The organism is Asaia sp. BMEF1, assembly GCF_051628905.1.
Classification (GTDB): Bacteria; Pseudomonadota; Alphaproteobacteria; order Acetobacterales; family Acetobacteraceae; genus Asaia.
Window position 1 is genome coordinate 1898728 of record NZ_CP157575.1, and the last position, 6273, is coordinate 1905000.

3 protein-coding genes, 1 tRNA gene and 2 rRNA genes (1 of these 6 only partly in view) are annotated in these 6273 nt (G+C 58.0%); 2 read left to right on the forward strand and 4 right to left on the reverse strand.

Annotated features, from left to right (window positions below; genetic code table 11):
* Positions 1-75 precede the first annotated feature (75 nt).
* Complete coding sequence (locus ABHV46_RS08245) at positions 76-1260, reverse strand: S1C family serine protease (protein ID WP_438381091.1); 1185 nt, start codon at positions 1258-1260, stop codon at positions 76-78.
* A gap of 250 nt (positions 1261-1510) precedes the next feature.
* Here ABHV46_RS08245 and rfaE1 point away from each other — a divergent pair, with 250 nt between their 5' ends.
* Entirely contained in the window at positions 1511-2977 is a 1467-nt protein-coding gene (rfaE1, locus tag ABHV46_RS08250; RefSeq protein WP_438381092.1) for a D-glycero-beta-D-manno-heptose-7-phosphate kinase, read from the forward strand.
* Between the two features lie 12 nt (positions 2978-2989).
* A complete protein-coding gene (locus tag ABHV46_RS08255; protein ID WP_438381093.1) occupies positions 2990-4150 on the forward strand; it encodes an AGE family epimerase/isomerase in 1161 nt (386 codons plus the stop codon).
* Positions 4151-4454: 304 nt separating this feature from the next.
* On the opposite strand, the gene ABHV46_RS08260 is transcribed toward ABHV46_RS08255, so the two are convergent.
* From ABHV46_RS08260 to ABHV46_RS08270, 3 genes are all read right to left on the reverse strand, one after another.
* Positions 4455-4531, reverse strand: a tRNA-Met gene (locus ABHV46_RS08260).
* Positions 4532-4566: 35 nt separating this feature from the next.
* A 5S ribosomal RNA gene (gene rrf, locus ABHV46_RS08265) occupies positions 4567-4681 on the reverse strand.
* Between the two features lie 116 nt (positions 4682-4797).
* Positions 4798-6273 (reverse strand): 23S ribosomal RNA (locus tag ABHV46_RS08270); it runs 1265 nt beyond the window's last position.

Sequence of the window (6273 nt, forward strand, 5' to 3'; positions counted from 1 at the left end):
CCACCCTCACTTTAGGGTGACCTCATTATCTTTCAGTTACGCCCCAGAAGAAAGGGCGAAGAACCGGTTCTTCGCTTATTCGTCGGCATCGGCCGGTCGTTTTCCGATAGGAAGCGTGACCGTGCTTGTCTTGCCCTTGCGAATTACCGTGAATGTAACGGCGTTCCCGGGTTTTCCCGCAGCGACGATCCGCAGCAGGGCCCGGCCATTCTCGACTGGTGCGTTATTGATGGCGGTAATCTTGTCGCCCTTCATCAATCCGCCCTTCTGCGCGGGGCCGTTGCGATCGACATCGACCAGCACTACCGAGCCGTCGCCATCATCAAGTGTGACCCCGAGCCAACCATGATCGACATGGCCCGTGCGGCGAATCTCATCGACGATCGGCGCGACGATCTCGGAAGGGATACCGAAGCCGATCCCTACCGACCCGCCCGCAGGCGAGACCATGGCCGCATTCACCGCCACGACCTGGCCACGCATATTGAACGCCGGCCCGCCCGAATTGCCCGGGTTGATGGGCGCATCGAGTTGCAGAAAATCATCGAGCGACCCGGCCCCAAGATCGCGCCCGCGTGCCGAGACGATGCCCGCACTGACCGAAGACCCGAAACCGAAGGGATTACCCGCCACCAGAATCCAGTCGCCCACATTCACCTTGTGACTGTCACCCCAGGTCACATAAGGGAGCGGCTTAGGCGATTCGACCTTGATAACGGCGATATCGGTCAGGGCATCCACCCCGATCAGCTTCGCTGGCAGTTCCTGACCGTTAGAGAGTGAAACCGTCACATTATCGGCGTCACCCACGACGTGATCGTTGGTAACGATAATGCCCGACGGATCGACGATGAAGCCCGACCCGGCACCCAGGATCTCTTCCTGATGGCGCTGCATCTTTTCGCGATAGCGTTTTTCGAGCGGCGTTCCCTTGATCTGGGCGGGCACCTTGCCCCCCCCTTCCGAGCTGATCTGCGTAATCGCGATATTCACCACGGCCGGAATCACCCGTTGCACCAACGGCGCAAAGGAGAGCGGACCGGATTGCACTAGAACGGGCGGCAAAGCGGGGCTGCCATCAGGCACAGCCGCCTGAGGCGGGATCTGTACCGCACTCGCTGGTGGCACAGCCGGAATGACAGGATGACTCGGCTGCGGCGGCGGATGCGGCAGAAATTTCTCGAGGAAAGACGGCAGGGCATAAGCCTGCGAGACGCCAAACCCGGCAAGGATAGCGAGGGCAAGAACTGCGCGCATCAAGAAACCACAAGCAGGGTAAAATCGGGGGTCATGACGACACGATAGCGCAGAAATGAAATGATTCCATCTCCCATCGCTTTCTCTTTTCCCTCTTCGTTCTCATGCGACGAAGCAGAGGCTATCCTGCAAGGCCGAAGGGTAAGGATTGTCATTCCTGCAAGGCTTTGGCAGGACGACAGGAGAGTGCCACGCGACAATCGTACCATTGCGCCTCCAAGGACTGCATGACGCGATCTATCAAGGACGACAGATGATTAACGACTTCACTTTCGGCCGCGTCCTGATCATCGGCGATCTTCTGCTCGATTGTTATATTCACGGTTCTGTCGACCGCATCTCACCCGAAGCGCCTGTGCCCGTTCTGCTGCGAGCCAAGCACAGCACCGTACCCGGTGGCGCTGCCAATGTCGCCATGAATGCCGCCGCCCTCGGCTGCGCCGTGAGCCTGGTAGGACTCGTCGGGCAGGATGCCTCAGCCCAGGAATTGCGACGGGTCATAGCGCGACAGGACACCATCTCACTCGACCATCTGGTAGATGATGCCGACTGGGTGACCATCACCAAAACACGTGTCCTGAGCGGCCGCCAGCAAATCGTCCGTATCGATGACGAACCTTCGATAGTCGTCCCGCCCGCCATTCAGGAAAAACTGATCGCTTCCGCCCTCAAGGCGCTTGAAGCGGCAGATGTCGTCGTCTGCTCCGATTACGCGAAAGGTGTGCTGAGCGACGAGGTGCTTCAGGCTGTCATGCAGGCCGCCAATCTGCGCCGCATCCCCGTCGTGGTCGATCCCAAGCGCAAGGATCTCTCGGCCTATAAGGGCGCTCAGCTTATTACCCCCAACCGCAAGGAGCTCTCCTCCGCAACGGGGCTACCGGTGGGCAGCGACACCGAGATTCATCTCGCGGCACTCGCCGCTCAGAAGCAATTCGGTGGCGATGTACTGGTCACGCGCTCAGAAGAGGGCATGACACTTCTCGAACGCAGCGGGCGCATGACCCATGCCCATGTGCCGAAATCGGAAGTATTCGATGTTTCAGGCGCAGGCGATACGGTGGTGGCGACCATCGCCGCCATGATTTCGGCGAAGGCCGATCTGCAAACCGCCATGGTGATCGCGACGAATGCAGCGTCCATCGTCGTGGGCAAGCTCGGCACCGCCACCGTCTCACGCGCGGAGCTGAGCGCCGCGCTGAAATCGAAAATCGAGAAGGATGGGGTAATTGCGTCTCTCACACAGGCTCAGGAAATCATCGCGGCCTGGCGGCATCATGGCGCCCGAATCGTTTTTACCAATGGCTGTTTCGACCTGCTCCACCCAGGCCATATCGCGCTGATCCGCGCAGCGGCTCAGGAAGGCGACAAGCTGATCGTGGCGCTCAACAGCGATGACTCCGTGCGACGCCTCAAGGGTGCCGAGCGGCCGTTACAGGACGAGCAGGCGCGCGCCACGGTCATGGGCGCGCTACGCGATGTCGATCTCGTGGTGATTTTCGACGAAGACACGCCCTATGAAACGATTACTGCCCTGAAACCCGATATTCTGGTGAAAGGCGCAGATTACACCGAAGATCAGGTTGTGGGCGGCGATGTCGTCAAATCTTATGGTGGTCGCGTCGTACTGGCCGATCTGGTATCTGGTCGCTCGACGACCTCGATCGTCAAAAAGATGAAGGCCGATCAAGGCCCGGGCGCCACGCTCGCAGGACACGTTTGAAATCTGGGTAACATGACGCGCGAGATCGAAGACACGACTCCCGAAAAACAAGCGCGCTGGCGCAACTGGCTTTTCGGCCAGGCTCTGCCCTTATGGAGCAACGCAGGCTTCGATCCGGGGCGTGGCCTTTATCACGAGCGTCTGGACTGGGCGTCGCGCCCTGTCGCCATGGACGCCCTGCGCCTTATGGTGCAGGCAAGGCAGATTTCGACGTTCTGCCGGGCCGCGCTCGATGGCGCTTATGACGCAGGTATACAGGCTCTGAGCTGCCTCGACACTGTCAAGAACCTCTATCATTGTGCCGATGACCAACCCGGCTGGGTCTTTTCGATTGCAGCGACGGATCGCCCGGCTCAGACAAAGCGCGATCTTTACGCCCATGCGTTTATTCTCTTCGCCTATGGGTGGGCCATACGCTATGCCAACCGCCCCGAAGATCGCGCCATGGCGCGCCAGATCGCGGGGGATATCGACCTGATTTTCACCGCACCCAATGGCGGCTTCATGGATGCGGTGCCCGATGAAGGGGTCTTGCGCAGTCAGAACCCGCATATGCATCTGCTCGAAGCTTATCTCGTGGTTTTCGAGGCAACAGGCGACAGTTTCTATCTCGAACGCGCAAAAGCACTGGTCGATCTTGCAAGAACACGGCTCATCGATCCGCGAAGCGGGCTGCTGCTTGAGTTCTTTGGCCAGGACTGGCACCCGCTTAAAAGCTTCGGCGAAAATCAGGTTCAGCCGGGGCACCTCTTCGAGTGGTCGTGGCTGCTGAGAGACTATGGCCGGCTCGCGGGGTGCAAGAGCGATGAAGCAGAGTCTCTGGCCCGGAGCTCAGGCAAGCTGTTCGAGGCAGGCTTTGCTTCTGGCTGCGATCACGCCCGGTGTGTCGTGCTGGACAGTATGACGGATACTCAGGTCGTTCTGGAACATTCCGCACGGATCTGGGCACAAACCGAGCTTCTGCGCCTCCTTCACACGGGCGAACAGACACCGGAACACACAGTAAAGGCGACGCTCTTTGCCACTTCCTTTCTGGAACAGTTCGCTCCCCTCTCGCTGAAAGGCGGCTGGATCGACCATATTGATGCCGATGGCGACAGGCTGGTTGAATATATGCCAGCCAGCTCGCTGTATCATATCTATGGTGCCGGACGTCAGATTATCCTGAGCTGAACAATGGAAAGATCGGGCGTAGAAAAGCGCCTGAAAGCCGCCGCTTCCTTCTAATTTTCAGCCATGCGCCCTCTGAGCTATTTTGGAGGCTGGATGCTTTAGAGCGCGGTGTTTATCCGGAGGGGTGCGCTGGCTGTTTGACTGATGCGATCTGGTTGATCAAGTCTGGCTTGGATATCCAGTGACGCGTGTAGATTGCGCTGACCCCCAGTCCTGCCTGTATTGAGTGCTGAGGGGGATCCCGGAACGCAAAAGGACGTCTCTAGCGCTGACGCTGAGACGTTGAATGGGAATTTTTTGGATATGGTTGCGGGGGCAGGATTTGAACCTGCGGCCTTCAGGTTATGAGCCTGACGAGCTACCGGGCTGCTCCACCCCGCGTTGGGTGGGGTGTTGTGTGTGGGGTGGATCAGGGGACCTGGCGGCGACCGACTTTTCCGCATCTTAAGATGCAGTATCATAGGCGCTGGGGCGTTTCACGTCCGAGTTCGGGATGGGATCGGGTGGAAGTCTCCCGCCATAGCCACCAGGTCTTCTGATCCACCCGACCTCTGGTGTGTCGGTGTGGGAGGTTGGTGTGTTTGTATGATGAGTATGTTTTGCGTGGATGATTGCTATGCATGTGTATGCTCTGTCTTGCAGAGCGTTGTGTGAGCGATATGGGCGATTAGGACCGGTTAGCTTCACGTGTTACCACGCTTCCACACCCGGCCTATTGACGTGATGGTCTTTCACGGCCCTGTGAGACCTAGTTTTGAGGTGGGTTTCCCGCTTAGATGCTTTCAGCGGTTATCCCGTCCATACTTAGCTACCCGGCTGTGCCGCTGGCGCGACAACCGGTACACCAGAGGTATGTTCATCCCGGTCCTCTCGTACTAGGGACAAATCCTCTCAAGTCTCATACACCCACGGCAGATAGGGACCGAACTGTCTCACGACGTTCTAAACCCAGCTCACGTACCACTTTAATCGGCGAACAGCCGAACCCTTGGGACCTGCTCCAGCCCCAGGATGTGATGAGCCGACATCGAGGTGCCAAACCTCCCCGTCGATGTGGACTCTTGGGGGAGATCAGCCTGTTATCCCTAGAGTACCTTTTATCCGTTGAGCGATGGCCCGTCCACGTGGGACCACCGGATCACTATGGCCGACTTTCGTCTCTGTTCGAGCTGTCACTCTCACAGTCAGGCGGGCTTATGCCATTGCACTCGACAGTCGGTTTCCGACCGACCTGAGCCCACCATCGCGCGCCTCCGTTACACTTTGGGAGGCGACCGCCCCAGTCAAACTGCCCACCATGCAGGGTCCCGGACCAGGCTAGACTGGTCTCGGTTAGACATCAGAAAAATTCAGGGTGGTATTTCAAGGACGGCTCCACCGAAGCTGGCGCCTCGGTTTCATAGCCTCCCACCTATCCTACACAGGATGTCTCTGATGCCACTGCAAAGCTGCAGTAAAGGTTCATAGGGTCTTTCCGTCTGACCGCGGGTACCCCGCATCTTCACGGGGAATTCAATTTCGCTGAGTCGATGCTGGAGACAGTGGGGAAGTCGTTACGCCATTCGTGCAGGTCGGAACTTACCCGACAAGGAATTTCGCTACCTTAGGACCGTTATAGTTACGGCCGCCGTTTACCGGGGCTTCAATTCAATGCTTGCACATCTCCTCTTAACCTTCCGGCACCGGGCAGGCGTCAGGCCGTATACGTCGTCTCTCGACTTCGCACAGCCCTGTGTTTTTACTAAACAGTCGCTACCCCCTGGTCTGTGCCACCCGCATCTGGTTGCCCAGAAACGGGTCTTGCTTATCCCGAAGTTACACAAGTAATTTGCCTAGTTCCTTCAGCATCGTTCTCTCAAGCGCCTTGGTATTCTCTACCAGTCCACCTGTGTCGGTTTCGGGTACGGTCTATACGCCAGAGCTATTTCCTGGAATGCTCCAAAAGCCTGGTCAATCCAATAAGACCAGACAACATATCGCATTCGTCACTTCTGGCAGGCCCAGTAATATTCAACTGGTTCCCATCGACTACGGCTTTCGCCCTCGCCTTAGGGGCCGGCTCACCCTGCGTGGATTAACCTTGCGCAGGAACCCTTGGACTTTCGGCGACAGTGTTTCTCGCA

Excerpts from the sequence above, each read along its gene's own strand:
- ABHV46_RS08255 (WP_438381093.1), top strand. The coding sequence starts at position 2,990 with ATGACGCGCGAGATCGAAGACACGACTCCCGAAAAACAAGCGCGCTGG.
- rfaE1 (WP_438381092.1), top strand. The coding sequence starts at position 1,511 with ATGATTAACGACTTCACTTTCGGCCGCGTCCTGATCATCGGCGATCTT.